The 21473-nt window shown below is 65.8% G+C and carries 20 protein-coding genes; 9 read left to right on the forward strand and 11 right to left on the reverse strand.

What is annotated here, in order from left to right; translation table 11 throughout:
- Positions 1–34: 34 nt before the first annotated feature.
- The 8 genes from AC1Q64_RS08010 to AC1Q64_RS08045 form a co-directional block, all read right to left on the reverse strand.
- Complete coding sequence (locus AC1Q64_RS08010; protein WP_492250975.1) at positions 35–1018, reverse strand: c-type cytochrome; 984 nt, start codon at positions 1016–1018, stop codon at positions 35–37.
- 193 nt (positions 1019–1211) lie between these two features.
- A complete protein-coding gene (locus AC1Q64_RS08015; protein WP_492250976.1) occupies positions 1212–2282 on the reverse strand; it encodes an ABC transporter substrate-binding protein in 1071 nt (356 codons plus the stop codon).
- A gap of 50 nt (positions 2283–2332) precedes the next feature.
- Positions 2333–3493, reverse strand: coding sequence for an NAD(P)/FAD-dependent oxidoreductase (locus tag AC1Q64_RS08020; protein WP_492250977.1), 1161 nt, complete (start codon positions 3491–3493; stop codon positions 2333–2335).
- On the reverse strand, positions 3490–4878 hold the full coding sequence (locus AC1Q64_RS08025; RefSeq protein WP_492250978.1) for an FAD/NAD(P)-dependent oxidoreductase: 1389 nt from the start codon (positions 4876–4878) through the stop codon (positions 3490–3492). Before AC1Q64_RS08025 ends, AC1Q64_RS08020 begins: the two co-directional genes overlap by 4 nt.
- Complete coding sequence (locus AC1Q64_RS08030; protein WP_233574535.1) at positions 4875–5171, reverse strand: (2Fe-2S)-binding protein; 297 nt, start codon at positions 5169–5171, stop codon at positions 4875–4877. Before AC1Q64_RS08030 ends, AC1Q64_RS08025 begins: the two co-directional genes overlap by 4 nt.
- Before the next feature lie 15 nt (positions 5172–5186).
- Positions 5187–5981 (reverse strand): ABC transporter permease, encoded by a 795-nt coding sequence (locus AC1Q64_RS08035; RefSeq protein WP_121454591.1) that lies wholly within the window; start codon positions 5979–5981, stop codon positions 5187–5189.
- Between the two features lie 4 nt (positions 5982–5985).
- The gene (locus AC1Q64_RS08040) at positions 5986–6858 is read right to left on the reverse strand and encodes an ABC transporter permease (RefSeq protein ID WP_492250979.1); all 873 of its coding nucleotides are present in this window, start codon (positions 6856–6858) and stop codon (positions 5986–5988) included.
- A complete protein-coding gene (locus AC1Q64_RS08045) occupies positions 6855–7961 on the reverse strand; it encodes an ABC transporter ATP-binding protein (protein WP_492250980.1) in 1107 nt (368 codons plus the stop codon). Before AC1Q64_RS08045 ends, AC1Q64_RS08040 begins: the two co-directional genes overlap by 4 nt.
- Positions 7962–8246: 285 nt before the next feature.
- Between AC1Q64_RS08045 and AC1Q64_RS08050 the strand changes: the two genes are divergently transcribed.
- The 3 genes from AC1Q64_RS08050 to AC1Q64_RS08060 all read left to right on the forward strand — a co-directional run bounded on the left by AC1Q64_RS08050 (position 8247) and on the right by AC1Q64_RS08060 (position 10740).
- On the forward strand, positions 8247–9101 hold the full coding sequence (locus tag AC1Q64_RS08050; protein WP_056747541.1) for an IclR family transcriptional regulator: 855 nt from the start codon (positions 8247–8249) through the stop codon (positions 9099–9101).
- Positions 9102–9376: 275 nt separating this feature from the next.
- Positions 9377–10039 (forward strand): CPBP family intramembrane glutamic endopeptidase, encoded by a 663-nt coding sequence (locus AC1Q64_RS08055; RefSeq protein ID WP_156379467.1) that lies wholly within the window; start codon positions 9377–9379, stop codon positions 10037–10039.
- Between the two features lie 32 nt (positions 10040–10071).
- A complete protein-coding gene (locus AC1Q64_RS08060) occupies positions 10072–10740 on the forward strand; it encodes a hypothetical protein (RefSeq protein WP_492250981.1) in 669 nt (222 codons plus the stop codon).
- Positions 10741–10807: 67 nt separating this feature from the next.
- On the opposite strand, the gene AC1Q64_RS08065 is transcribed toward AC1Q64_RS08060, so the two are convergent.
- Together AC1Q64_RS08065 and AC1Q64_RS08070 are read right to left on the reverse strand one after the other, a co-directional pair.
- Entirely contained in the window at positions 10808–11494 is a 687-nt protein-coding gene (locus AC1Q64_RS08065) for a DUF4336 domain-containing protein (RefSeq protein WP_291439526.1), read from the reverse strand.
- 73 nt (positions 11495–11567) lie between these two features.
- Positions 11568–12485, reverse strand: a complete 918-nt coding sequence (locus AC1Q64_RS08070) for a LysR family transcriptional regulator (RefSeq protein WP_492250982.1) — start codon at positions 12483–12485, stop codon at positions 11568–11570.
- 256 nt (positions 12486–12741) lie between these two features.
- Between AC1Q64_RS08070 and amaB the strand changes: the two genes are divergently transcribed.
- The 5 genes from amaB to AC1Q64_RS08095 all read left to right on the forward strand — a co-directional run bounded on the left by amaB (position 12742) and on the right by AC1Q64_RS08095 (position 19436).
- On the forward strand, positions 12742–14277 hold the full coding sequence (gene amaB, locus AC1Q64_RS08075; RefSeq protein WP_492250983.1) for an L-piperidine-6-carboxylate dehydrogenase: 1536 nt from the start codon (positions 12742–12744) through the stop codon (positions 14275–14277).
- A 23-nt stretch (positions 14278–14300) separates the two neighbouring features.
- Positions 14301–15497, forward strand: coding sequence for an NAD(P)/FAD-dependent oxidoreductase (locus AC1Q64_RS08080; protein ID WP_492250984.1), 1197 nt, complete (start codon positions 14301–14303; stop codon positions 15495–15497).
- A 74-nt stretch (positions 15498–15571) separates the two neighbouring features.
- A complete protein-coding gene (locus AC1Q64_RS08085; protein WP_492250985.1) occupies positions 15572–16489 on the forward strand; it encodes an amino acid ABC transporter substrate-binding protein in 918 nt (305 codons plus the stop codon).
- Positions 16486–17712, forward strand: a complete 1227-nt coding sequence (locus AC1Q64_RS08090; protein WP_492250986.1) for a pyridoxal phosphate-dependent aminotransferase — start codon at positions 16486–16488, stop codon at positions 17710–17712. Before AC1Q64_RS08085 ends, AC1Q64_RS08090 begins: the two co-directional genes overlap by 4 nt.
- A gap of 38 nt (positions 17713–17750) precedes the next feature.
- The gene (locus AC1Q64_RS08095; protein WP_492250987.1) at positions 17751–19436 is read left to right on the forward strand and encodes a thiamine pyrophosphate-binding protein; all 1686 of its coding nucleotides are present in this window, start codon (positions 17751–17753) and stop codon (positions 19434–19436) included.
- Between the two features lie 30 nt (positions 19437–19466).
- Here AC1Q64_RS08095 and AC1Q64_RS08100 read toward each other — a convergent pair whose 3' ends face one another.
- Positions 19467–20348: a LysR family transcriptional regulator gene (locus AC1Q64_RS08100; RefSeq protein ID WP_492250988.1), complete on the reverse strand. Its 882-nt coding sequence runs from the start codon at positions 20346–20348 to the stop codon at positions 19467–19469.
- 174 nt (positions 20349–20522) lie between these two features.
- Here AC1Q64_RS08100 and AC1Q64_RS08105 point away from each other — a divergent pair, with 174 nt between their 5' ends.
- Positions 20523–21431 (forward strand): DMT family transporter, encoded by a 909-nt coding sequence (locus tag AC1Q64_RS08105; RefSeq protein WP_492251135.1) that lies wholly within the window; start codon positions 20523–20525, stop codon positions 21429–21431.
- The last annotated feature ends 42 nt before the right edge of the window (positions 21432–21473 follow it).

Consider the following 21473-nt stretch of genomic DNA (forward strand, 5'->3'; position numbering starts at 1 on the left):
GCGTCCCCTGCGGGGTCGTCCACAAGCTCTCAAGTCAGCCCGGCAGTTTGAGCCCGCCCGGCCCGGAGGGCACGCTGTTGGCGCTGCTCTTTTGGCTGCCGGCCGTTGCGCCGCCCACGTCCTGCTTCACGCTGCCAGGGGGTGCGTTCAGGTACAGGTACAGCGCCTGCGCATCCACATCGCTGAGTTGCCCGAGCGACTCGAAGGGCATCACCTGGATCGGTGTGCCGTCAGGCCGCTTGCCCGTGCGCAGCATGGCCACAAAGCTTGCGGCGTTGGGGTAGCGTGCCAGGGCGCTGTCGGCACTGTGTGTGCCAGGGCGGATGTCTGCCGCCGCAGGCCAGTCTGGCGGGCCGCCCGGGATCTTGCCGCCCGACAGGTCGGCACCATGGCAGCCGATGCACATGTTGGCCACGTACTGGCCGTTGGCCAGCGTCACTCCGGCAGCCGTCGGCCGTGAGGGGGCCAGCTGGTGGTCAATGCGCGAGGCCGCGTCGGGAATGGCACCCAGCCCATACAGCACCCAGGCAGGGTGCGGCAGATCGATCACGGCCTGCGTGCCCTCCTTGGGGGGGAACTGGCGCACATACGACACCAGGGCGTTCAGGTCTTCGTTGGTGAAGCGGTTGTAGTCCTCGCTGGGCATGACCAGCACCGGGCGGCCATTGGGCTTGACGCCGTGGCGGATCACGCTGTTCCAGTCCTCGGGCTGGTAGCGCGCCACCACGCCAGCCGGCGTGATGTTAGGCCCTACGATGCGCGTGCCCTTGCCATCGTTGACGAACTCGCGGCCCGTGCCTTGTGCGCCATGGCAGTCGGTGCAGCCACGCGATGCATACAGATAGCGCCCACGTTCGATGGTCTGCGCATCGGTGGTGTAGGCCACGGGGCGGGGTTTGATGTCGATGTAGCGGTTGCGTTTTTGCTCGGCCAGGTACAGGCCGCTGGCGGCGGTGGCGACAACGATCACGCCCAGCAGCAGCGCGCTGCCTGCGGTCCATTTGATCCAGCGTTTCATGGTGGTATCCCTCTTCTTCGAATGGTGGCGGACGGGCTGAACGAATCAGCATGCCCAGGCGCCGGATTCTGAAGTCGAAGAAGCGGTTTGTGGCACCCCACCACCGCAGGGTATGGCGGGGCCGGTGACATTTGTCACAAACGGCCCGCCGGTGTGAGCAGGCGTAGCGCGCTCACACGTTCTCCATATCCTCTCAGCGCTCGATGGTCTTGTTCCAGCGCGCGTTCCACGCCGGGCGGTTGGCGTTCACGCTGTCCCAGTCCAGCGTCACGGCGTTTTTCATCCACTGGCTGATCTGCGCCACCTGGGCGGCACCTTCACCCACGGCAGGCGCCTTGGGGTTGGTGGGGATCTGCGCGCCAAACTGCAGCACGTTGGCCTGGGCCAGCGGGCTCAGCAGAAATTCGGCCAGCTTTTGCGCCAGTTCGGGCTCGCTGTTCTTGGCGATCACGCATTGGCCGGTCATCAGCACCACCGAGCCCTCCTTGGGCTGTGCGTATTCCACCGGAATGCCCTTGGCCTTCAAGGCCGCCACGCTGGTCGGCGTGAGCGGGAAGATCGCCGCTTCGCCCGTCTGCACCATCTCCGAAATTTTGGCTGAGCTGGGGATGTACTCCAGCACGTTGGGGCCGATGGTCTTGGCCCAGTTGTTGAAGCCAGGCTCCACGTTCTTGTCGTTGCCGCCCTGGATGCGGTTGAACATCAAGAAGCCGTGCAGCCCGAACGACGACGACGGCATGGACTGGAACACCACCTTGCCCTTGTACTTGGGTTCGGCAAAGTCCATCCACGACGTAGGCGCGGCCCAGCCCTTTTCGGCAAACATCTTGGTGTTGTAGGCGATGCCGGTCATGCCCAGGCTCACGCCGCTGGCCAGGTCGTCCTTGAAGCGCGCGGCGGGGTAGATGTCGTTCAGGTGCGGGTTGGGCTTTTGCTTTTCGCACAGGCCCATGCCCATGGCGCGCACCATGATGCCGTCGTCCAGAAACATCACGTGCATCTGCGGCTTGTCCTTGTTGGCCTGGGCCTTCGCCAGGATGTCTGAGGACGTGCCAGGCACCACCACCACCTTCACGCCATGCAGCTTCTCGAACGCCGGGAACACGTACTGCGTGTACGCCTTCTCCATGGTGCCGCCATTCATGCCGATGTACAGCGTTTTGGTCTGCGCGGTGGCGGTGCCTGCGGCGGCCACGGCGGTCAGTGCGGCGGCCGTCACAAGGGCGCGGCGGGTGCGGCTGGCAAAGCGGGGGGAGAAGGTCATGGTGGTTTCCTTTCTGGTGGGGAGGGGAGTTTTGTCGGTGGCAAACGGGGTCAGTGGGCAGCGGCAGTGCTGGCCACGTCAGCCACCGTCGTTGGGAGAAATCGCTCAATCGCAAAGGCATCAATCGGCGTGGTGCTGCGGCCATCGCGTGCCAGCTCGGCCAGCACCTCACCCACGCCGGGGCCAATCTGAAAGCCCGCGCCGGCAAAGCCAAAGCCATGGATCAAGCCGGGCGTGGTGTGGCTCTTGCCCAGCACCGGCTGGCGGTCAGGCAGGTAGCCCTCGGTGCCGCTCCAGGTGCGAATGAAATGTGCGTTCTTGAGGGCGGGCAGCAGCTCCACCGCCTGCACTGCCAGGGTAGCGATGGCGCTGCGCTCGGAGCGGGCGCGGTCGGCATCCAGCGCCACACCTGCGCCGCCGCCCAGCACCAGATTGCCGCGCTCTACTTGTCGGCAGTAGATGCCGCCGCCTTCCACACCCAGGCTCCAGTGCATGAAAAAGGGCAGGGGCTCGGTCACGGCCATGGCCGGATGGCCGGAGTGAATGGGAACGGCCTCGCCAAACTGCGCGGCCAGCGCACCGGCCCAGGCTCCTGCGCAGTTGATGAGCACGGGCGCACGCACCGCCACGGTGGTGCCCGAGCGCACGGTAAACAGCTGCCCGTCGTGCTCCACCGAGGTCATCGGTGTGCGCTCCAGAATCTGCGCACCCGCGCGCTTGGCCGCCAGCGCAAACGCGGGCGACACCAGGCGCGGGTTGGCCTGGCCGTCGTCGGGGCACAGCGAGCCACCCACGGCACGCCCGCCCAGCCAAGGGCAGCGCTCGCGCAGCGTGGTGCCGGAGATCAGTTGAATGCCCAGGTCGAAGTCACGGCTCAGGGTGGCATAGGCTTCCAGCGAAGCCATGTCCGCCTCACTGCGCCCGATCTTGAAGTGCCCGCTGCGCTGGTATTCGCCATCGGTGCCAATCAGCGCGGGCAGGTCGGCCCACACCTGGTGGGCGCGCTGCGCCAGCGGCAGCTGACTCACAGGGCGGCCCTGGCGGCGCACGCCGCCGTAGTTCACGCCGCTGGAGCGCGAGCCGCACAGGTCGCGCTCCAGCAGCACCACCGCCACACCTTTGCGGCGCAGTGCCAGTGCGGCCGATGCGCCCATGATGCCGCCGCCCACAATGGCAACGTCGGTGTCGATGGTTCGGGTGGTCGTGGTCATGCGCTGGCCTCCGCCTGGGCTTGCAGGTGGATGGGAATGGGCTTGATCGGCGCCTGTCCGCGCAGCCGCCCCACCTGGTCGATGGGCTTGCCTGTAGCCTGGGCCAGGATTTCTGCCGCAGCCACACCGCACATGCGGCCTTGGCAGCGGCCCATGCCGACGCGGGTCAGGGCTTTAAGACGGTTCATCTCGTCTGCGCCCGCATCGCGCGCACAGGCGCGCAGCTCACCGGCTGTGATGTTCTCGCAGCGGCACACCACCAGCGCGTCGGGCGCGTGGTCCGCCCAGTTGGTGGGGAAGGGGAAGGCGTGCTCCAGCCCTTGGCGAAACGTCATCAGCTTGGTCGGCTTGCGTTCCAGCTCCGCCGCGCGTGCAGTGTCCACCTTCACGCCGTGGTCAGCCAGCAGCGCCAGCGCAGCGCGCTCACCCGCCCATTCGGCCGCATCAGCGCCCATGATGCCCGCGCCATCGCCCGCCAGGTACACGCCGGCCACGCTGGTGCGGCCTGCCCCGTCGCGCTCGGGCAGGTGGGCGCGGTGCATCGGTGCCCAGGCAAAGCGGCAGCCCAGCAGGTCTGCCAGTTGGGTTTCGGACCGCAGGGCGTAGCCAAAGCCCACAGCATCGCAGGGCACGGTGTGCTCGGCCGCGCCATCGGTCCACACCACGGCGTTGACCCGTGTTTCGCCCTCCACGCGCACAGGCCGCACGCCGGTGTGCACCGCCACGCCATGCGCGCGCAACCAGCCCACGTAGTACATCCCTTTGGCCAGCACGGCGGGCTGCGTCAGCATGCCGGGCAGGGCAGCCAGTTGGTCGGCAAAGCGGGCGGTGTCCAGCACCGCTGCAACCGTCGCGCCCGCCTTGGCATATTGGTACGCCACCAGATACAGCAGCGGCCCGGTGCCCATCAGCACCACGTTGCGGCCGATGGTGCAGCCCTGGAACTTGAGCGCCACCTGCGCTCCCCCCAGCGTGTACACGCCAGGCAGCGTCCAGCCCGGCACGGGCAGCACGCGGTCGGTGGCGCCGCTGGCCACGATGAGCTGGCCGTAGGGCACCGCGCGCGTGGTCTGTGTGGGGCTGTGCAGCACATCAAGCTGGCCGCCCTGGGCGTTCCACACCAGGCTGTCAGGTTGGTAGTCGATGTGGGCGGCAAGGCCATCCAGCGTGCTGTGCAATGCCGTGGCGCGTGATGCTTCGGTGCCGTACAGCGTTTGCGGGCTGCGGGCAAAGTGGGCAGGCGGGCGGCGGTAGATTTGTCCGCCACCCCGTGCGGCCTCGTCGATCACGGTGGGCCGCACACCATGCGCCGCCAGGGTTTGCGCCGCGCGGATGCCCGCGGGGCCTGCGCCCACGATCACGGGTTGCAAGGTGGGGGCGGTCATGCGGCCCCTCCGGTAGTCAGTTGCATGCCTGTCTGGATGAAGGTGGCGCAAGACCGTAGGCGTTCGCCGGTAGCCGTCATCACCCAGCAGTCCTGGCACGCGCCCATCAGGCAAAAGCCGGCACGGGGCTCATGACTGAATTCGTTGCGGCGCAATTGGGCGCGGTGGGTGAGGATGGCCGTGAGCACCGTGTCGCCTTCAAGCGCGGTGGCGGGTTCGCCATCGAGCACGAAGGGCACGGGCGCGCGGTCTTTTTCGGCCACGCGGTGGAGCAGGGCTGTGTTCACAGTCATGGAAGTCGTGCCCATTTATTTGCGCCCTACGAGCACGCGGTCCAGGCCATACACCCGGTCGAGAATCACCATCGCGCAGGCCGTCAGGGCCACCATCAGTGCCGACACCGCAGCCATCAGCGGGTCAATCGACTCGGTGGCGTACATGTACATGCGCACCGGCAGCGTCACCGTGCTGGGCGAGGTGACAAAGATCGACATGGTCACTTCGTCAAAGCTGTTGATGAAGGCCAGCATCCACCCGCCCGTCACGCCGGGCAGGATCATCGGCAGCGTGATGCGCGTGAACACCGTGGCCTGGCTGGCGCCCAGCGACAGGGCTGCATGCTCGGCACTGCGGTCAAAGCCCACCAGCGCCGCCACCACCAGCCGCAGCGTGTAGGGCGTGACGATGAGCGCATGCGCAAACACCAGCCAGCCAAAGCTGCCTGTGCCGCCCAGCAGCGCAAACAGGCGCAGCAGGGCCACGCCCAGCACCAGGTGCGGAATGATCAGTGGCGATAGGAACAAGCCATTCAAAAAGCCGCGCCCCGCAAATTCGTAGCGCGTGATGGCAATGCCCGCAGGCACGGCTAGCACTGTGGCCAGCGTGGCCGATGCCAGCGCCAGCCACAGACTGTTCCAGAACGACTGCACGAAGTCCGGATGTTCGAACACCGCCTTGAACCAGCGCAGCGAGAACTCGGTGGTGGGCAGCGTCAGCGTGTTGTGCGGCGTGAACGCCACGATGCACACCACCAGCAAGGGGGCGAGCATGAAGGTGATGACCAGCGCGTTGAACGCGAGGGCTAAAGGTCCGTTCTTCTGCATAGTTTCAGCCCAACGCTTTCTTGTAGCGGCCTTCAACCAAGCGGTTGTAGCTCAGCATGACCACGAGGTTGGCCACCAGCAGCGTCAGCGCAATGGCGGCGCCCAGGGGCCAGTTCAGCTCGTGCAGGTACTCGTCGTACACCACGGTGGCCACCATCTTCAGCCGCCGCCCGCCCAGCAGGCCGGGAATGGCGAACGAACTGGCCGCCAGGCCGAACACGATGAGGCTGCCGGACAGGATGCCAGGCAGCACCTGCGGCAACACAATGCGCCGCAACGTGGTGAACGGCGTGGCCTGCAGCGACAGGGCGGCGTTCTCCACACCCGGGTCCAGCTTCTGCAGCGATGTCCACACGGGGATCACCATGAAGGGCAGCATCACATGCACCAGCGCAATCACCACGGCAATCTCGGTGTAGAGCATCTTCACGGGGCCAATGCCAAGCCACTGCAGTGCGCCATTCACCAGCCCCTCGGGGCCCAGCAGCATGCTCCAGCCAAAGGCCCGCACCACCACCGACACCAGCAGTGGCGCCAGCACCACCAGCAGCAAGATGGAGCGCCACGGGTTGCCCATGCGGCTCAGGATGTAGGCCTCGGGTGCGCCAATCGCCACGCAGATCAGCGTGACCAGCCCGGCAATCCAGAACGTGCGCCAGAAGATGGTGTGGTAATACGAATCGGTGAACACATGGGCGTAATGCTCCAGCGTGAACTCGCCCGCCTTCACCCCTGCGGCCGGGTCGAACGCGTTGAACGACAGCACCGCCGTGAGCGCCAGCGGTACCAGCAGCAGCACCGTGAACAGCACCACCGCCGGGCCTGACAGCCACCAGGGTGCGGCCTTTTTGTGCAGCAAGGTGGTGGCCAAGTTCATGGCGCCACCTCGGCGATTTCTTTGGCCTCCGGCTCGGCCAGGGCGGTCTCATCGGCGGGCAGCAGGCGCATGCAGTGGTCGGGCCAGTCCACGCCCGTGCGCTCGCCCTCGGCCAGGTCGGGGCGGCCGTCGTTGGGCGCCAACACCATCAGGTCGCCCACGGGGGTGCCCACGCGGTACAGCCACTGGCTGCCCAGAAAGAATCGCTCGTACACCTGGCCATCCATCCGGCCTTGCACGGCGGGCACCAGTTGCACTTTTTCAGGCCGCACGCTCAGCAGCACGGCGGCGCCGGGGCGGTAGCGGGCGCCGTTGATTTCCACCGTCAGCCCACCCACGGCCACATGCGTGTGGGTGCCACTGGCATGCGTCACCTTGCCCGGCAACAGGTTGGCCTTGCCCACAAAGGTCGAGATAAAGCGCGTGCGTGGGTGTTCGTACACGCGGTGCGGGTGGTCGATCTGCGTGGCGCGCCCAGCTTCCATCACCACCACGCGGTCGCTGATGGACATGGCCTCGCTCTGGTCGTGCGTGACCATGATGGTGGTGGTGCCCACCTTGCGCTGAATCTGCCGCAGTTCAAACTGCATCTCCTCACGCAGCTTGGCGTCGAGGTTGGACAGGGGCTCGTCCAGCAGCAGCACGGGCGGCTCGATCACCAGCGCACGTGCCAGCGCCACCCGCTGGCGCTGGCCGCCCGACAACTCGCGCGGGTAGCGCGTGGCATGCTTTTCCAGGTGCACCAGCGCCAGCGCCTGGGCCACGCGCTCGGCGCGTTCGGCCTTGGGCACCTTGCGCATCTCCAGCCCAAAGCTTACGTTGGCCGCCACCGTCATGTGCGGGAACAGCGCATAGCTCTGGAACACGATGCCCAGGCCGCGCGTGTTGGCCTTGGCGTGGGTGATGTCCTTGCCATCGAGTTCGATGCGCCCGCTGGTCACGGCCTCAAACCCCGCCACCATCTGCAGCGTGGTCGTCTTGCCGCAGCCCGACGGGCCCAGCAACGACACAAATTCACCCTTTTGCACCGTGAGGTTCATGGACTGCACCGCGCAGGTGCCGCCATAGAACTTGGTCACATCCGTGAGCTTGAGAAACGACATGGCGAAAGCCTTTCCGGTGGTGGCATCGCACGGTTTGCCTGGGGGCTGTGCGTGTCACCTGCTGTGGAGTTGCATGGATGGGCTGCGGGCCTTCGGTGTGCTTGCACCTGGGTGGTGCAAGTGCCGCACAAAGGCTGGAACAGCCGCTCGATTCAATTGAATCTATTGCAATAAACAAACCAGAATGCTTCGGGTATTCCATTAATCAGAATTTTTATTGAATTTATTCCGCTCAATGAAATATGATGCTTTCAATTTGATCAACGAATTCCACAGGAGCGAGGTATGGAAGCCGCATCCACCGCCACCGGCGGCGTACCCCGGGTGTTTGCCGTCATCCGGGCCCTGTCGGCCGTGCAGGCCGAGGGCGGGCGAGTCACCCAATTGGCGCGTGCCGTGGGCCTCACGCAAGGCACCACGCACCGTTTGCTGCAATCGCTGGTGGCAGAGGGCATGGTCGAGCAGGACGAGCGCAGCAAGCTCTACCGACTGAGCATGGACTTCTTCGCCCTGGCTGCCAAAGCGGGCAACCCCGGCGACCTGCGCAGCCTGTGCCGCCCCGCGCTGCTGCGCCTGTGCGCCAGCCTGGGCGACAGCATCTTTCTGTTGGTGCGCAGCGGGTTCGATGCCGTGTGCCTGGACCGCAGCGAGGGGCCGTTCCCCATCCGCTCGTTCACTGGCGACATCGGCGGCCGCGTGGCCCTGGGCGTGGGGCAGGGCGCGCTGGCCATCCTGGCGTTTTTGCCCGAGGCAGAGCGCGAAGAGGTCATCCGCTTCAACCTGTCGCGTGTTCGCGAATACGGCGTGTTTGACGAGGTCTATCTGCGCACCGAAATCGAGCGTGTGCGCCAACTGGGCTATGCGGGCCGCAATACTGGGTTGCTGGAAGGCATGGCTGGCGTGGCCGTACCCATCCTGGACCGCGAAGGGCGCGCGGTGGCGGCGCTGAGCGTGGGCACCATTTCTGCGCGGCTCAATGACGACCGGTTACCCACCGTGGTGGAACTGCTCAAGCGCGAAGCTTTGGCAGTGGGGCCCAAGATCAATCCGTTTGATGTGACGCTGCGGCGGCCGGCACAAAGCCTGTCGAGCGTGCGCCCCGACCAGGCCATTCAGCCCGCGGGACAGGAGCAGAAGTAGGCGGCCTGAATCTCGGCCTGGGGGGCCTGGGGTGTGGTACTGAGAGTCACACCTCTTCTATGCGAGATTCGGTGAGGGGCAGGCCCCAGCGGCCCATGGCCGTCTTCTTGATCCACAGGTAACCTAGGGCCAGAGCCGCATCCTTTTGGAGGGATGCAGCGCATACCCATGGAACCACCTTGCCGCATACATCACCCGCACCAACCTCCTTATCAGCGAAGCCGGACTTGCCCTACTGTTTTGGCCATCCCGTATCTCTGTCCACCAACGGCTGCATGACGTTGTGGGTCGCCAGTGCCATCGCTTTCGTGTTGTTGTTGACGATGCCGGGCTGGGACCCGAGCCCGTGGACCGGGGCGTTGGCAGCAGTGCTGTTTGTGGGCGTGCAGTGGGCAGGATTGCGCGTCGCCGTGGGCCCAGACTGGGTTGCCCTTTTCAGACGCCCCCGCTGGCGCGACGTGGCGTTGGCATTGGCTGCCGTGCCACTGGTGTTGGGCTTGCCTGGGCTGGTGGCTGTGTATGGGCTTGGCATGTCGCACCTCAGTGCCAACGCCAGTGTGGATGCCGTTGCGGGCCTGACATCTGCACAACTGGTAGCGCGGTTTGCGCTGGTGGCTGTGCAATTGCTGGGTGAGGAGCTGGTCACTATTCTCCCGCTGCTGGCCACCGTCGCCTTGCTGCACCGCGTCGGCATGCCTGCCCGCTGGGCAATTGCTGTGGCGTGGGTGGCCACGGCGTTGCTGTTTGGTGCGCTGCACCTGCCCACCTACCAATGGCATGTCGGCCAGGCCTTGCTGGTCATCGGCACCGCGCGCCTGGTGCTGACGGCGGTATTTCTCTACACCCGCAATCTGTGGGCCAGCACCATCGCTCACATCGCTAACGACTGGGCGATCATGGCCTTTGCGCTGGCCTTTTCACGCAGCGTGGGCCCCTGACTGGATGCGCCCAAGGCCTGAAGGAGTTGTTTGTGGACTTTCTCAAAATCCTCAAGTCGTTTGAAGACTTTGTGTATGAAGCCCTGATCTGGCTGGTGTTGTTGCCCAAGACCTTGTGGCGCATCGTGCGGCGCCCGCGCCAGATGGTCACTTATGTGCAGGCGGAGCAAGACCGCGAAGGCGATGACCTCTACGGCGATGCGATCAGCCCGCCGCTTTTGCTCATCCTGTGCGTGCTGGTGGCTCATGTGCTCGATCTGGCTCTGCGTAAGCAGGGAGCGCCTCCGATGGGCACGCTCGCGGGCGCGTTGCTGAAGTCCGAGGAGAACCTGCTGCTGTATCGCACCATGGCTTTTGGCATCTGGTCGCTGGCCGGGGCTGTGTGGTATCTGCGCCATAGCCGCCAACCCATTCACCGTCTCAACCTGCGCAACCCGTTTTACGAGCAGTGCTACCTGGTCGCACCCTTTGCGCTGGCCGTGTCGATCAGCACGTCGCTGGCCCTGGTGGGCGGGGTGCTGTCTGCGGTCGGCGTGGGGCTGTTTCTGCTGGCTCTGCTGTGGTTTTGTATCGCCGAATGGCACTGGGTGCGCGAGCGCGCAGCCCTCGGCAAGGTACATGCGGCCGGGGTAGCCGGTGGGCTGGTGCTGGTGGGGCTGTTGGCCAATACCGGGTTGGGGTATGTGCTCCGACATCTTTGAGGGGTACGGGGTGGTGGCGTGGCATTGAGGCCCACGGCGTTCCGCAGATGATGGGGTGTTTTTTCGGTCATAGCACTGCGAGCGCCTGTGTGACCTGTGCGTAGGCATGGTTGTCCAGCACTTGGTTATGGGCCGTCACTACCCGCTCAAAGGGCCAGCGCAGCACGCGCTCAGCGCTGCGGGCTGCGGCACCACGGTCACGCACCAGCGCGCGCACCGTGAGCGGAACGGCCAGTTGCCGTCTCACCCCGGTCAGCGTGGCATAGACACGCGTGGACCAAGACAGGTCACCCGCCATCCACTGCAGCAGGTCTGTCACGATGAGCGTGGCCGACGTTCGGTGGAACCATACCGACTCATTGCCTGCGGGAATGCCCTCAAAAGCCAAATGCTCCAGGTCTGGCAGCCATTCCGGCAGGTCGCCTGCGGGCAGTTCATGCAGTTTGGCCGCAAGGTCTGGGCGCTTCTGTACCAGGCCCTTGGGGCCAAACACCCTGGCGTTCGGGAAGGCTTGGGCGCAAGGCGCCAGAAACAGGTGGTGCATCTTGTTCGGCGCCACGATGAAAGCTACCGTGCCAAGTGCCTGCAGCTGCCCCAGCAGTGCACTGCCGGCGGGCATCGGAATCGGTGAGTGGACGAGAAGCTGGTGCCCCGGCAGGCGCACCACCGTCATGCGTGTGGTGATGGGAAGGCCATTGGCCTTGAAGGCGTGGGTGGCGTGCCAGAGATGGGTGTCGAGGGATTCAAGTTGCATGACGCAGGATGGTGCCCTGGCCCTGGGGGCGGCGTCTTGAACGAATTCGACATGCTGGTGGTCGCTGCCGCCGTCATCCTTTCCCCAACCTCTGCACTGCGCACTCCCCCACCACCCAATCCCTGAACGCCTTCACCAGCGGCGTCTGCGCCCGCGCTTCCGGGTACACAAGGTAATACGCATCGGTGCTCGTCAGCACCTGGTCTGACAGCTCCACCAGGCTCCCTGCTGCCAGCTCCTGCTCGATCAAAAAGCGCGGCAGTAGCGCCGCGCCCAGGTGGGACACAGCGGCCTGCGCGATCATGGCGAAGTGCTCTGACTGCGGGCCGCGCAGGGCCAGGGCGGTGGGGGCGCCCACCAGCTCGAACCATTCGGCCCATTGGGTGGGGCGGGTGCTTTGCTGCAGCAGCACCACGCGCGTGAGGTCTTGCGGTGTGTGAATGTTGTGGCGGTCGCGGTAAGCGGGGCTGCACACGGGCACGGTTTCTTCGTGCATCAGGTATTCGCACACGGCGCCTGCCCAGTGCGGCGTGCCGAAGTGGATGGCAGCGTCAAACGGTGTGCCTGCAAAGTCAAACGGCTCGGTGCGGGCCGAGAAGTTGACCAGTGCCTCAGGGTGCAGCGCCATGAAGCCGCCCAGTCGCGGGATGAGCCAGCGCGTGCCCAGCGTGGGCAGCACGGCCAGGTTGAGCAGGCCGTCGGTGCTGGAGAACGCCATGGCCTTTTGTGTGCTGGCAGACAGCTGTTGCAGCACGTTTTGTACGTCGGCCGCGTAGACGCGGCCCGCGTCGGTCAGCACCACGCGCTGGCGCACACGGTGGAAGAGGGCGGTGCCGATCTGCTCCTCCAACTGGCGGATCTGGCGCGACACGGCACTTTGGGTGAGGTGCAGCTCTTCGGCCGCGCGCGACACGCTCTGGTGGCGTGCCGCCGCCTCAAAGGCCAGCAGGTCGGCGGTGGAGGGCAGGAAGGCGCGGCGCAGCAGGGTCATGGTGGCAAATGGGATCAATCATGCGCAGAGGGAATGAGCGGCTCTGTCAGGTTGGGCATGGTTTTGGGCTGTGGCGCTAGTACATCAAGCTCGGGTAGCTCTGCCATTTTCAGGTACTTCATGCTGATTTGTGATTAAGTAGTTCCATTTTTTTGCTATCCAGCACGGTGCGATTGGCGGATATTGGCACATTGATCGCGCGTTTTCTCCCACGCTGCTTCCTTCTATTCGCCTCCACTCACCTTTGCGAGCCGCCATGTCTGCCACCCCTGCCGCCACCCCCCTTGTGTCCGAAGTCGATCAACTGCTGCAACGCCTGGGCGTGCCCCGCGCCGCCTACACCGGCGGCACGCTGGCGGCACGTTCGCCCATCACGGGCGAGGTGCTGGCCCAGGTGCCACAGCAAAGCCCGACCGATGCCACCGCTGCCATCGGCCGCGCGCATGCAGCCTTTTTGGCATGGCGCAATGTGCCCGCACCGCGCCGGGGCGAGCTGGTGCGCCTGCTGGGTGAAGAGCTGCGCGCCGCCAAGGCGGACCTCGGCCTGCTGGTGACCATCGAGGCGGGCAAGATCCCGTCCGAAGGCCTGGGCGAGGTGCAGGAGATGATCGACATCTGCGACTTTGCCGTGGGCCTGTCGCGCCAGCTGTACGGCCTGACGATTGCCACCGAGCGCCCCGGCCACCGCATGATGGAAACCTGGCACCCGCTGGGCGTGTGCGGCGTGATCTCGGCCTTCAACTTCCCTGTGGCCGTGTGGTCGTGGAACGCGGCGCTGGCGCTGGTGTGCGGTGATTCGGTGGTGTGGAAGCCTTCGGAAAAGACCCCGCTCACGGCCCTGGCCACGCACGCGATTGCGCAGCGCGCCATCGCACGCTTTGGAAGCGACGCGCCCGAGGGCTTGCTGGAGCTGATCGTGGGCCAGCGTGACCTTGGCGAGGTGCTGGTAGACGACGCCCGCGTGCCCGTGCTGTCGGCCACAGGCTCTACCGCCATGGGCCGTGCCGTGGGCCCGCGCCTGGCAGCGCGTTTTGCGCGCGGCATCTTGGAGCTGGGTGGCAACAACGCCGCCATCGTCGCCCCCACGGCAGACCTGGACCTGGCGCTGCGCGGCATTGCGTTTGCCGCCATGGGCACGGCGGGCCAGCGCTGCACCACGCTGCGCCGCCTGTTTGTGCACGAAAGCATTTACGACCAGCTGGTGCCCCAGCTGGCCAAGGTGTACGCCAACGTGCAGGTGGGCGACCCGCGCACCGCTGGCACGCTGGTAGGCCCGCTGATTGACCGCCCTGCATTTGACGGCATGCAAAAAGCGCTGGAGCAAAGCCGCGCGCTGGGTGCCACGGTGCACGGCGGTGGCCGCGTGGAAGGCCTGGGCGGTGCAGATGCGTACTACGTGCGCCCCGCGCTGGTAGAGCTGCAAAAGCACGAAGGCCCCGCGCTGCACGAAACCTTTGCGCCCATCCTGTACGTGGTGCGCTATCAACTTATCGACGAAGCCATTGCCATGAACAACGCCGTGGGCGCGGGACTGTCGTCGTCCATCTTCACGCTGAATGTGCGCGAGGCTGAACAGTTCATGTCGGCCGCGGGCTCGGACTGCGGCATTGCCAACGTGAATATTGGGCCGAGCGGCGCCGAAATTGGCGGCGCGTTTGGCGGTGAGAAAGAAACCGGCGGTGGCCGCGAGGCGGGGTCGGACAGCTGGAAGGCCTACATGCGCCGGGCGACGAACACCATCAACTACTCCACCGCATTGCCGTTGGCGCAGGGCGTGACGTTTGACGTGTAACCCACGCGCTGGTTGCCCCGTTCATGTTGATCGCTAAGGAATCACACCCCATCGTCATCATCGGCGGTGGTGTCATTGGCAGTGCGATTGCGTACTTCCTCACGCTGCAGCAACCGGGCAGCGAGGTGGTGGTGGTTGAGCGCGACCCGACCTATGCACGTGCATCGTCGGCGCTGTCGGCCAGCTCCATCCGCCAGCAGTTCTCGACGGACATCAACATCCAGATATCGGCGTTTGGCATCGGCTTCTTGCGCAACGTGGGCACGCTGCTGGCCTGCAACGGCGATGTGCCGGACATCGGTCTGCACGAAGGCGGCTACCTGTATCTGGCCACCCAGGCAGGCGAGGCCACGCTGCGCGAGAACTATGCGTTGCAAAGGCAGTACGGTGCCGACGTGGCGCTGCTCAGCCCGCGTGAATTGGCCGAGCGCTTTCCGTGGCTGGCACTGCGGGATGTGGCGCTGGGATCGCTGGGCCTGTCGGGCGAGGGGTGGTTTGACGGCTACCTGCTGTTGACCGCGCTGCGCAAGAAGGCACAGAGCCAGGGCGTGCGCTATGTGGCCGACGAGGCGGTGGGCCTCGACACGGCGGCCAGCGATGGCGTGTTGCATGTGAACGCGGTGCGCTTGCAAAGCGGCGCCGTGCTGCCTTGCCGCTACGCCGTGAACGCCGGTGGCCCCTGGGCGGCAGCCATTGCGGGCTGGGCGGGAATTGATTTGCCCGTGGTGGGCAAGCGTCGCACCGTCTTTAACCTGGGCAGCCCAGCAGCGCTGCCGGGCTGCCCACTGCTCATCGACACCAGCGGCATCTGGCTGCGGCCCGAGGGCAAGGGCTTTATCTGCGGCTTTGCGCCTGCAGCCGACAACGACGCCGACTTTGCCCCACTGGAGCCTGAGTACGCCGCGTTCGAGGACCACATCTGGCCCACCTTGGCCGAACGCGTCCCGGGCTTTGAGGCGCTGCGCATGCAGGGCGCCTGGGCGGGCTATTACGAGATGAACACCTTCGACCACAACGCCATCGTGGGCCTGCACCCGGCGTGCGACAACTTGGTGTTTGTCAACGGCTTTTCGGGCCATGGCCTGCAGCAGTGCCCGGCTGTGGGCCGGGGCGTGGCCGAGCTGTTGCTGACGGGCAGATACCGGAGCCTGGACCTGTCGCCGCTGTCCATTGAACGCATTGCGCGCAACGCACCACTGCTCGAAAAGAATGTGATCTGAGCAGCATCGTTGCTGCCAGTTTTTCCTCACCCCTTTCTCAACCTGCCAACCACAAAACATACGGAGACAACGACATGGCAATTTCCCGCAAGACCTTCACAGCGCTCGCCGCAGGCCTGGCCCTGGCCTGCATGGCCACGGCCCCCGCGCAGGCGCAGACGGTCACCCAGCCCACGCTGGAGAAGATCAAGGCATCGGGCAAGGCCGTGCTGGGCGTGCGCGAGACTTCGCCGCCCATGGCCTACGCGCTGGGCGCCAATGAGAAATACGTGGGCTACCACGTGGAGTTGTGCGAGCGCGTGCTGAAAGAAATCGCGCCTGACGCCAAGCTCGAATACATGGCCGTGACGGCGCAGAACACGCTGCCCCTGGTGCAGAACGGTACGCTGGACATCGGCTGCGGCCCCACCACCAACAACACCGCGCGCCAGCAGCAGGTGGCCTTTGCGGTGACCACTTACGTGAGCGAAGTACGCATGGCGGTACGCAAGGATTCGGACCTGAAGTCCGTCAGCCAGCTCGCAGGCCGCACCATTGCGGCATCCACCGGCACCACCGCCGTGCAATTGCTGCGCAAGCAAGAGCGCGCGCTGGGTGGCGCGTCCATCAAGACTGTGCTGGGTAAGGACCACCATGAGAGCTTCTTGCTGCTTGAAACCGGCCGCGCCGATGCTTTTGTGCTCGATGACAACCTGCTGGCCGGGATGATTGCCAACTCCAAGGACCCATCGGCCTACCGCATCGTGGGCGAGCCGCTGGGCGCTGAGCCGATTGCGCTGCTGTTCCGCAAGGACGACCCCACGTTCAAGGCGGCGGTGGACGGTGTGCTGACCAAGCTGATGCAAAGCGGCGAGATGGAAAAGATCTACACCAAGTGGTTTGTGAACCCCATTCCGCCCAAGAACATGAGCCTGAACCTTCCACTGGGCACCACGCTGCGCCAGCTGTTCGCCACCCCCAACGACAAGCCCCTGGAGACCTACCAGCAATGAACGCTGCCATCCCCGCCACGGCCTTCCGCGCGGCCGACCGCCTCGGCGCCATCGGCGTCTCGGAAATCGTGCGCCTGACGCAAGAGGCCAACCAGCTCAAGCGCCAGGGCCAGCCCGTGATCGTGCTGGGCCTGGGCGAGCCCGACTTCGACACGCCCGCGCACATCCTGGAGGCCGCGCAGCAGGCCATGGCGCGGGGGGAGACGCACTACACGGTGCTGGATGGCACGGCCGAACTAAAGGCCGCCATTCAGCACAAGTTCAAGCACGACAACGGGCTGGACTTTCAGCTCAACGAGATCACCGCAGGCGCGGGTGCCAAGCAGATCCTTTACAACGCGCTGATGGCCTCGGTGAACCCTGGCGACGAGGTGATCCTGCCCGCGCCGTACTGGACCTCGTATGCCGACATGGTGCTGATTGCGGGCGGCGTGCCGGTGGTGGTGCCCTGCACCGAGGCCAACGGTTTTCGCATCACGCCCGAGCAGCTGGAGGCGGCCATCACGCCGCGCACGCGCTGGGTGTTCATCAACTCGCCCTCCAACCCCAGCGGGGCCGCCTACAGTGCCGAGCAGCTGCGGCCCGTGCTGGAAGTGGTGGAGCGCCACCCGCAGGTGTGGCTGCTGGCGGACGACATCTACGAACACATCCTGTACGACGGCCGGGCTTTTGCCACGCCCGCCGCTGTGCTGCCCTCGCTGCGCGATCGCACGCTGACGGTGAATGGTGTCTCCAAGTCGTATGCCATGACCGGCTGGCGTCTGGGTTACGGTGCTGGCCCCAAGGCGCTCATCGCTGCCATGGCCGTGGTGCAGAGCCAGGCTACATCGTGCCCTTCGTCCATCAGCCAGGCTGCTGCCGTGGCGGCACTGACGGGGCCGCAAGACGTGGTGCGCGAGCGCTGCCAAGCGTTCCAGGACCGGCGTGACCTGGTCGTGGCCGCGCTCAATGCTTCGCCAGGCCTGCGCTGCCGCGTGCCGGAGGGCGCGTTCTACACCTTTGCCAGTTGCGAAGGTGTGCTGGGCCGCACCACGCCGGGCGGCATGCTGCTGCGCACCGATGCCGACTTCTGCGCCTACCTGCTGCGCGAGCACCATGTGGCGGTGGTGCCCGGTGGGGTGCTGGGGCTGGCACCGTACTTCCGTATCTCGTACGCTGCATCCACGGCTGACTTGCAAGAGGCCTGCGCGCGCATTCAGCGTGCATGCCATGCACTGTTTTGACGTTTTCTGATTACCATTTTTGACCCGTCACCGCTGACATGAACACCACGCCCTCCACCCCCCGCACCGGCGGCCAGATCCTGGTCCAGCAGCTCATCACGCATGGCGTGAAGCAATTGTTTTGTGTGCCCGGCGAAAGCTACCTGGCTGTGCTCGATGCGCTGCACGATGCCGACATCGGCGTGACCGTGTGCCGCCAGGAGGGCGGGGCGGCCATGATGGCCGAGGCGCAGGGCAAGCTCACCGGCCAGCCCGGCATTTGTTTTGTGACGCGCGGGCCCGGCGCCACCAATGCCTCGGCCGGTGTGCACATTGCCCACCAGGACTCGACGCCGATGATCCTGTTCGTGGGCCAGGTGGCGCGCGGGGCCATGGGGCGCGAGGCGTTCCAGGAGTTGGACTACAGCGCGGTGTTCGGCACCATGGCCAAGTGGGTGGTGCAGATCGACGACCCGGCGCGTGTGCCCGAGCTGATCTCGCGCGCCTTCCACATTGCCACATCCGGCCGCCCCGGCCCCGTGGTGGTGGCGCTGCCCGAAGACATGCTGACCGAAGCCGCCACGGTGGCCGACGCGTTGCCCTACCAGGTGACGGAGACCCACCCTGGCACTGCGCAGATGGCCGAGCTGGCCCAGCGCCTGCAAGCCGCCAAAAATCCCGTGGCCATCCTGGGCGGCAGCCGCTGGTCTGAGCAGGCGGTGCGCGAGTTCACCGCGTTTGCCGAAGCGTGGTCCATCCCGGTGTACTGCTCGTTCCGCCGCCAGATGCTGTTCCCGGCCACACATGCCTGCTACGGCGGTGACCTGGGTCTGGGCGTCAACCCCAAGCTGCTGGCGCGCATCAAGGCGTCGGACCTGGTGCTGGTGGTGGGTGGGCGGCTGTCAGAAGTGCCCTCGCAGGGATACGAGCTGTTCGACATTCCCACCCCCGTGCAGCCCCTGGTGCATGTGCATGCCGATGCGGATGAACTGGGCAAGCTGTATCGCCCCACCCAGGCCATCCACGCCACGCCCCAGGCTTTCGCTTCTGCGTTGAATTCTGTGCGACCCACGGCGGCCGTGCCCTGGAAGGCGCACGCTGAAGCTGCCCATGCCGAGTACTTGGCCTGGAGCGATCCGGCGCCCATCCGCATCCCTGGCAGCTTGCAAATGGGCCAGGTGATGCAGCACCTCAAAGACGTGCTGCCTGCCGACACCATCTTCTGCAACGGCGCTGGCAACTTTGCCACCTGGATTCACCGCTTCTGGCCTTTCACCACCTACGCGAGCCAGCTGGCGCCCACCAGCGGGTCGATGGGCTACGGTCTGCCCGCAGGCGTGGGCGGCAAGCGCCTGTGGCCGCAGCGCGAGGTGGTGATCTTTGCGGGCGATGGCGACTTTTTGATGCACGGTCAGGAATTTGCGACCGCCGTTCAGTACGGTCTGCCCATCATCGTGGTGCTGCTGGACAACGCCATGTACGGCACCATTCGCATGCACCAGGAGCGCGAATACCCCGGCCGCATCAGCGCTACGCAGCTCAAGAACCCCGACTTCAAGGCCTACGCCCAGGCCTTTGGGGGCCACGGCGAGCGGGTGGAGCGGACGGAAGACTTTGCCCCCGCTTTGGCGCGCGCCCGTGCCAGCGGCCTGCCCAGCGTGCTGCACTGCCTGATCGACCCCGAGGCGATCACGCCCACGGGCACGCTGCAGGGCATCCGCAGCGCTGCACTCTCCAAGAAGTAGGCTCCCGTTTCGTAAGTAGGCGCTAGGCGTTCAGCCGGTCACGCGGGCGCCGCCTGATTGCCTCAGGGTCTGCACCAGCAGGTTCTGCAGGTTGTCCACCGCCTTGGAGCCGCGCGATGCGCGGCTGCGGTACACCGCTACCTCCATGGGCGCCAGAGGCCCCAGTCCCTGTTCCGTGCCGAGCACCTGCAGCTGCGGTGGCACGCTGCAGTGGGTGAGGGCGGCCACGGCCAGACCGCTTTCTACCGCTGCAATTTGCCCGGCCAGGCTGGAGCTGTGATAGACCACCTTGTAGCGGCGCCCCTGCTGCGCCAGCGCGTGGATGGCGCCGCGCCGCGCCAGGCTGGCCGATTCGTACACCGCAATCGGCAGCGGGTCACGCCTCCACAACTCGAACTGCGCCGACCCCACCCACACCATGGGCTCATGGAACAGCAGCGTGCCCCGGCGTGCGTGGTCGCGCGAGATCAGGGCCAGGTCCAGGCCACCATTGGCCACGCGCGGGATGAGTGCGGTGGACTGCTCGCAGTCCAGCTCAATCTCCACCGCGCTATGCCGGGGCGCAAAGCGTTTGAGTACGGGCGTGAGGTAGCGCGCTGCGTAGTCATCCGGCACCCCCAGCCGCACCCGGCCTGTGAGGGCGTCGCCGTTCAGTGCGTCATGTGCTTCCGCATGCAGTTCCAGAATGCGGCGCGCATAGCCCAGCAGGGTTTCACCCTCGGGCGTGAGGTGCTGCTTGCGGGCATCGCGCTCCAGCAGGCGGTGGCCGACGGCGTCTTCGAGCTTTTTGAGTTGCATGCTGACCGCCGACTGGGATCGGTGCACCTCGGCCGCCGCGCCGGAGAGCGAGCCTGCATCCACCACAGCCACCAGGCACTGAAGCCAGTCGAATTGCAAATCGCGGTAGCTCATGGATTGCCCTAGTGATGATGTATTCGATAATCGAATTATTGGTGCTCAAATTATGCGCTTTGGATGGCATGGACTGGCAGCCACACTGCGGATATGCAGCAGTCTTCCCCTACCGTTTCAGGTACATCCGAACCCGTGGTTCCAGCGTCCGCTTCACCTGTGGCCGTTGCCCACATGCTGCCGGATGCCCGCCGGCTGGATGGCTGGGTCGCATTCGTGCTGGGCAACGCGCTGCTGGGCACCATCGGTGTGTTTGTGAACGAGGCGCAGGCGGCGCCGTTGACAGTGACCTGGTTCCGGTGCGCGTTTGGCCTCATGGGGCTCACGTTGTGGATGGCCTGGCGCAACCAGTCTTGGGTGGGACTGTGGCGGGGGCTCTGGGTGGGCTGGGCTGCTTTGCCGTGGGTGTTGCTGCTCAGCGGGCTCATGTTGGCGAGCTGGTGGCTGTTTTTCACCGCAATCCAGCAGGTGCCCACCGGGGTGGCGGTGGTGCTGTTCCATGTGCAACCGCTGTGGGTGTTGCTGCTGGGGGCCTGGTGGTTGAAAGAGTCCGTGCCCCGGCAGCGCGTGGTGTCGGTGCTGGTCGCCATGGTGGGGCTGGTGCTGGCCACGGGCGTGGCCGAGGGGTTGGCTCCATCGGGCGGTAGCCACACGCCAGGCTACTGGGTGGGCGTGGGCCTGTGCCTGATAGGTGCGCTGTGCACAGCCACCGTCACCGTGGTCGCCAAGCGCTTGGGGGTGCTGCCGCTGGGGACCCTGGCGTGGTGGCAATGTGCGCTGGGTGCGGCCGTGCTGTGGGTGGCCCCTGTGGGACACGGTTGGCCTGCCTGGGGTGTCTCTTGGGCATGGCTGGCTGGGCTGGGGCTGATCCACACCGGCTTGGCGTATACCTTGATGTACGCGGGCATGGCCCGCCTGGCGACGGCCCGGGTGGCGGTGCTGCAGTTCGCCTATCCGACGGTCGCTATCGTGGTGGACTGGGTGTACTTTCAGCACACCTTGGGCGGTTGGCAGCTGGGGGGTGTGGTGTTGATGCTGGGGGCCATCGGAGCCGGGGAGCGCAGCGCGCGGCGCAATCGCTAATCATCCGTCTGCGGTAGGAGGGCGCCGCCCCGCACAATACCG

The sequence above is a fragment of the Acidovorax sp. GW835-FHT14G06 genome, from assembly GCF_058793595.1.

Bases quoted from the DNA above. Each gene is read 5' to 3' on its own strand.
- AC1Q64_RS08010 (WP_492250975.1), bottom strand. From the start codon at position 1,018: ATGAAACGCTGGATCAAATGGACCGCAGGCAGCGCGCTGCTGCTGGGC.
- AC1Q64_RS08015 (WP_492250976.1), bottom strand. From the start codon at position 2,282: ATGACCTTCTCCCCCCGCTTTGCCAGCCGCACCCGCCGCGCCCTTGTG.
- AC1Q64_RS08020 (WP_492250977.1), bottom strand. From the start codon at position 3,493: ATGACCACGACCACCCGAACCATCGACACCGACGTTGCCATTGTGGGC.
- AC1Q64_RS08025 (WP_492250978.1), bottom strand. From the start codon at position 4,878: ATGACCGCCCCCACCTTGCAACCCGTGATCGTGGGCGCAGGCCCCGCG.
- AC1Q64_RS08030 (WP_233574535.1), bottom strand. From the start codon at position 5,171: ATGACTGTGAACACAGCCCTGCTCCACCGCGTGGCCGAAAAAGACCGC.
- AC1Q64_RS08035 (WP_121454591.1), bottom strand. From the start codon at position 5,981: ATGCAGAAGAACGGACCTTTAGCCCTCGCGTTCAACGCGCTGGTCATC.
- AC1Q64_RS08040 (WP_492250979.1), bottom strand. From the start codon at position 6,858: ATGAACTTGGCCACCACCTTGCTGCACAAAAAGGCCGCACCCTGGTGG.
- AC1Q64_RS08045 (WP_492250980.1), bottom strand. From the start codon at position 7,961: ATGTCGTTTCTCAAGCTCACGGATGTGACCAAGTTCTATGGCGGCACC.
- AC1Q64_RS08050 (WP_056747541.1), top strand. From the start codon at position 8,247: ATGGAAGCCGCATCCACCGCCACCGGCGGCGTACCCCGGGTGTTTGCC.
- AC1Q64_RS08055 (WP_156379467.1), top strand. From the start codon at position 9,377: ATGACGTTGTGGGTCGCCAGTGCCATCGCTTTCGTGTTGTTGTTGACG.
- AC1Q64_RS08065 (WP_291439526.1), bottom strand. From the start codon at position 11,494: ATGCAACTTGAATCCCTCGACACCCATCTCTGGCACGCCACCCACGCC.
- AC1Q64_RS08070 (WP_492250982.1), bottom strand. From the start codon at position 12,485: ATGACCCTGCTGCGCCGCGCCTTCCTGCCCTCCACCGCCGACCTGCTG.
- amaB (WP_492250983.1), top strand. From the start codon at position 12,742: ATGTCTGCCACCCCTGCCGCCACCCCCCTTGTGTCCGAAGTCGATCAA.
- AC1Q64_RS08080 (WP_492250984.1), top strand. From the start codon at position 14,301: ATGTTGATCGCTAAGGAATCACACCCCATCGTCATCATCGGCGGTGGT.
- AC1Q64_RS08085 (WP_492250985.1), top strand. From the start codon at position 15,572: ATGGCAATTTCCCGCAAGACCTTCACAGCGCTCGCCGCAGGCCTGGCC.
- AC1Q64_RS08090 (WP_492250986.1), top strand. From the start codon at position 16,486: ATGAACGCTGCCATCCCCGCCACGGCCTTCCGCGCGGCCGACCGCCTC.
- AC1Q64_RS08095 (WP_492250987.1), top strand. From the start codon at position 17,751: ATGAACACCACGCCCTCCACCCCCCGCACCGGCGGCCAGATCCTGGTC.
- AC1Q64_RS08100 (WP_492250988.1), bottom strand. From the start codon at position 20,348: ATGAGCTACCGCGATTTGCAATTCGACTGGCTTCAGTGCCTGGTGGCT.
- AC1Q64_RS08105 (WP_492251135.1), top strand. From the start codon at position 20,523: ATGCTGCCGGATGCCCGCCGGCTGGATGGCTGGGTCGCATTCGTGCTG.